The sequence below is a fragment of the Desulfobacula sp. genome, assembly GCF_021107415.1.
Map to the genome: position 1 here is coordinate 1 of NZ_JAIOSW010000231.1, position 4,825 is coordinate 4,825.

General features: G+C 44.4%; 4 protein-coding genes and 1 pseudogene. All 5 read right to left on the reverse strand.

The features are described 5' to 3' along the window. Positions 1 to 782, reverse strand: a 782-nt coding sequence (locus tag K8S13_RS12590; protein ID WP_291462957.1) for a redox-regulated ATPase YchF, incomplete at its 3' end; no start/stop codon positions are given. A gap of 159 nt (positions 783 to 941) precedes the next feature. Beyond that, on the reverse strand, positions 942 to 2,672 hold the full coding sequence (xsc, locus tag K8S13_RS12595; protein WP_291462958.1) for a sulfoacetaldehyde acetyltransferase: 1,731 nt from the start codon (positions 2,670 to 2,672) through the stop codon (positions 942 to 944). A 43-nt stretch (positions 2,673 to 2,715) separates the two neighbouring features. After that, a pseudogene (locus K8S13_RS25705) lies at positions 2,716 to 3,521 on the reverse strand (SDR family oxidoreductase). A gap of 3 nt (positions 3,522 to 3,524) precedes the next feature. Further along, entirely contained in the window at positions 3,525 to 4,457 is a 933-nt protein-coding gene (locus K8S13_RS12610; RefSeq protein ID WP_291462961.1) for a bile acid:sodium symporter family protein, read from the reverse strand. Between the two features lie 21 nt (positions 4,458 to 4,478). After that, positions 4,479 to 4,825: thiamine pyrophosphate-dependent enzyme (locus tag K8S13_RS12615; protein WP_291462962.1), on the reverse strand; the 347-nt coding region annotated here is incomplete at its 5' end.

Consider the following 4,825-nt stretch of genomic DNA (forward strand, 5'->3'; position numbering starts at 1 on the left):
CTCTCAAGGGCTGTTTGCGTTATGCCAAGATCTTCTAAAAATTCATCTTTTTCTTCCTGGGTATCCAGCAGGGCAATTTCCGCCTCAACCTTTGCAGATACCAGCATGACTTCTATCTCCTGGGTTTCACAACTTTGTTTAAATGTGGACAAAAGCGCTTCATTTTCAAGATCATCTTCAGATACGTTAACGGCAATGACCAGTTTTTTCCTTGTAATAAAAGGATAACTCCTGATCATTTTTTCTTCATCATCCGTCAATTCAATCAACCTTAACGGTTTTTCCGCTTCAAGGAAATCTTTTAGCTTGTTCATTAATACAAGTTCTTTTTTCTGATCTTCATCCTTTATCTTTTTCACCATGGCCTCAAGACGTTCAATTCGTTTTTCAACAAACATCTGGTCATGCATGATTAACTCGGAATTGACCATCTCAAAATCCCTTATGGCATCCACAGATCCCTCGGCATGGTAAATGGCATCATCTTCAAAGGCACGGACCACATGGCAGATGGCATCCATGTCTGCAATATCCTTGAAAATATCACCTTTGGAGATGGTTTCAGCTTCCATTTTTGGAAGCAGGACAAGATCAATCCTTGCTCTTACATTTTTTTTAGGTTCATACATTTCCACAAGTTGGTTAAATCTTGAGTCAAGAATATCAGCACTGCCCGGCACAGGTTTAAATGCCTTGGACGGCTCTTTAATCTCAATTCCTGATAAAATCTGAAACAATGTTTTTTTGCCTGTCTGGGGCAGGCCAATAATTCCAACCTTCATGGCTTTTGCTGTATCCTTATATTAATTTAACATTCACAAAAAAATAATATATCAAATTAATTGGCAATTAAACAGTACAAAAAAGGATCATGCCTGTTTCTGAACCCTGTTTCTCCGTCAAAGAGTCCGGGGCTAAAATTTCTCCCAAGCTCCGGTCTTTTATGCATTCAAATGTTTATATTTTTCAAGGTATCGAACCGGCATATTGAGTGCATCTCTTCTAAAAGGCTCTGCCAGGACTTCTTCCCCTCCCTGCACAATAGCATTGATGACACAGGGTTTACCCGAAGCAATGGCTTGTCTGACCGCATCACCGACCTGATCGGGATGATCAATTTTGATTCCCTTTGCACCCATATCTTCGGCAAGCTTTGCATAATCAGGATTATCAGGAAGGTTTGCACCCACAAAACGGTTTCCATAGAAATCAATCTGGTTCTTTTTTTCTGCTCCCCACTCATAGTTGGTGGCGACGATGGCAATAACAGGGATATTCTCGCGAACAGCCGTCATCACTTCCTGAACACCGCTGATGCCATAGGCACCATCACCCTGGAAAGCAATGACAGGCACATCGGGTTTGGCCACCTTACAACCCATGGCAGCCCCATAGGCAAAGCCGCAGTTCCCCCATGAAAGGGCAGAAATATGTTGACGGATACCTTCAAACTTAAGATAGCCGTTTATCATGGAAGAATTATTGCCAATATCAGTTGCTACGATGGTGTCTTTTGGCAGCACCTTTGTCCATTCTGCATGAAAACGGCGGGGATGCATTGGTGCTGACCGGTTTGATGAATTCCAGTCCTTCATTTCATCATCCCATTTTTTAATTTCAGCTTTAACATCATTCAAAACAGCTTCATTTTTTGTAAGACCCGGCACGGCAGTCTGAACTTCTTTGAGCAGGTATGCTGCAAACTCTTTAACGTTTCCCACACTGTAAACATCTGCTTTTTTTGCAAGGCCCAGAACATTAATATCGGTATCACACTGGATGAGTTTGGCGTTTTCGGGCCAATAATCAATATCATATTGGGCAAGGGTGCCAAAAGGCCCCAAACGGGTACCCAGCGCAATGATCAAATCGGCTTTTTTCAATATCCGCATTCCTGCCTTGGACCCGCAGTAGCCAATGGGTCCGCAGGCCAGTTCATGGCTTGCAGGAAAAGTATCATTGTGCAGATAGGTGTTGACCACCGGAGCTGTCAGGTATTGGGCAAGGGCTTTAACTTCTTCAATGGCATCTGCCTGGGAAACACCGCCGCCGGAAACAATGACAGGATATCTTGCTTCTTTAATTAATTTTGCGGCATTTTCAATGTCCGCTACGCCACCAGGTCCCCTTGACACAACAGGGGTTGTATAAATCTCATCCTCACACATACCATAGAAATGGTCCCGGGGAATATTCAACTGGGTCGGGCCGTTAAGGTTCTTGGCCATATAAAAACATCTGCGGGCAAGCTCTGCCATGCGTGAACCATTGGGCACCCTTACCTGATATACCGTTGATTTTTCAAACATAGCCATCTGATCAAGCTCCTGGAAGCCACCAGTGCCAAGTCCAAGGGAACCTGTTTCAGGTGTTATGGCAACAACAGGGGAGTGTGCCCAAAAAGCCGCTGTCATGGCTGAAACAAAGTTTGCAGCGCCCGGGCCGTTCTGGGCAATACAGACCTGGGGCTTGCCTGTTACCCTGGCAAAACCATCAGCAGCATGGCAGGCGGCCTGCTCATGAGCAACCGGAACAAAACGGATATTGGCTGCAGGAAAAAGATCCAGAGCATCCATGTAAGCTGACCCGACAATTCCAAATACATTTTCAATCCCTTCTGCCACCAAGGTCTCAACAAGGGCTTCACTGGGAGTCATTTTTAGTTTTTCCATATTATCTCTCCTCTTTCCAAATATTATATAATTCTTTTTTAATTTATAATTCTTTTCTAAATTGACGGGTCATTAGATGTTCATACAGCAATGGGGATAATCGGGATATATAATATCCGAATTTCCCCATGAATGTGAGAACAACCATGTTTTTTTTCTTTGCTATTGCCTTTACTATCTGTCTGGCTACATTTTCAGGGGTATCTTCTTTTCCAATTATCGTCTGATCATGAGTGGCAATCTTACCGTCGCTGCCAAGAGCCCTTGTCTGGAGATGGGTCCTGATAAAACCCGGGCAAACGATCATCACGTGAACCCCCTTGTGGCGCAATTCACATCTCAGGGATGTAAACAGTCCGTGCAAGGCATGCTTACTGGCGCTGTACCCGGTTCTTCCCAGCAAAGGCGCTACACCGGCAATGGATTCATTTACAATAATCATCCCTTTTGTCTGGATAAGGCCTGGAAGTGCCGCTTTGGTACAATACAAGGACCCGTAAAATTAACATCCATCACTTTTCTGAAAACAAAGGTGTCTGTCTTTTCAAACAACCCTCTCTGGGTAATACCGGCATTATTGAATAAAATATCAATCTGCCCGAATTCCTTTAACACGTGATTGATTGCAGATTGGCAGGCTTCTTCTCTTGTGACATCACACTCCATGGCAAGAATCTTATATCCATGATCTAAAAAATCCTGTTGCTGCACTTTAAGCGCTTTTTCATCCATATCAAGCATGGCAATCCTGACACCCTGCTTTGCCAGTTCCCAACAGCTGGCAAGGCCGATACCGGATGCACCGCCGGTGACAAGGGCTACTTTGTTGTTAAAATAATAACGGCTCATTATTCAGGATACCGGGTTCAATTCATTTTCCGGCAGCTTTCTCCGGTTAAAGATGACCGATGTGATAAGCCCTGCAATAATATGCCAGATCCCCCACCAGGCCACAAGAATCGCCATGCCGCCAAGCCCGTCAAAAAAGCCGAACACCAGCACGAGCCCCAGTGCTGAATTCTGAATCCCCACTTCAATGCACACCGCCCGGCAGTCTCTTTCCGCAAGTTTGAATAACCTGCCTGACCAATAACCAATGTTTAAGGCAAGGGCGTTGTGTACCAGAACCGCCAGCATGACAATTCCTACATACTTTAAAAAATACTGCCAGTTTGCTGCCAAAGCACCGCAGACAATAATAATAAAAAAAATCAGGGAAAATATTTTAAACGGCTTTTTTACCTTTTGGGCCAGATTTGGCAGATAGTGACCAATGGCCATACCTACCATAAGGGGAATACCGAGAATCAAAAAAACCGTAACAAACACATCCATGGGATTCAGACTGACCTGTTTTAAAATATTGGCAGTTGCAAGGTTCATACTGCCCCAGAAAGAAATATTAAACGGAGTCATGACGATGGCTGCTACAGTTGAGACCGCTGTCATGCTGATGGATACGGCGCAATTACCATTGGAAAGATAGGTAATGATGTTGGAAAGGTTCCCGCCCGGGCAAGCTGCCACCAGCATCATTCCCAGAGCAATGGAAGGATGGGGCCTGATAATCCAAACGAGTAAAAATGTGAAGGCCGGCAGCAGAATAAATTGTGCCGCAAGCCCTATCGCAGGTGCTTTAGGGCTTGTGATAATTCGTTTAAAATCATCTATTTTAAGTTCAAGGGCAACACCCAGCATCATCAACCCGATTGCAGCATTAATGATTGCAATACCCGTGGGATTAAAATTGAGTCGAACCTGATCAATTGTTACAGGGTCCATCATCGTCCCCCTTTTTTAAAAATTTTATGCTTTATAGGCACCGACTTGTGCCAGCATTGTGCTTGCCGGACTGACTGTGGTCGGATCTGTCATCACATTAATGCAGCAGACCTTTTTGGAGGCAAATGCTGCTTCCAAAGCCGGTTTGATATCTTTGGGATCTTCAACAAAAAACCCCTTGCCGCCAATTGCCTCCACCATTTTATGATAATCCACCTTCCCGATAAAGGTTCCTTCGTCAATGGCATGTCCAATGCGAAGCTCCTGGCTGTGACGGATCATCCCCCAGCCAAGGTCATTGGAGATAACAACAACAATGGGAAGCTTTTTTCGTATGGCGGTTTCAAATTCCATGAAATTAAATCCCACAG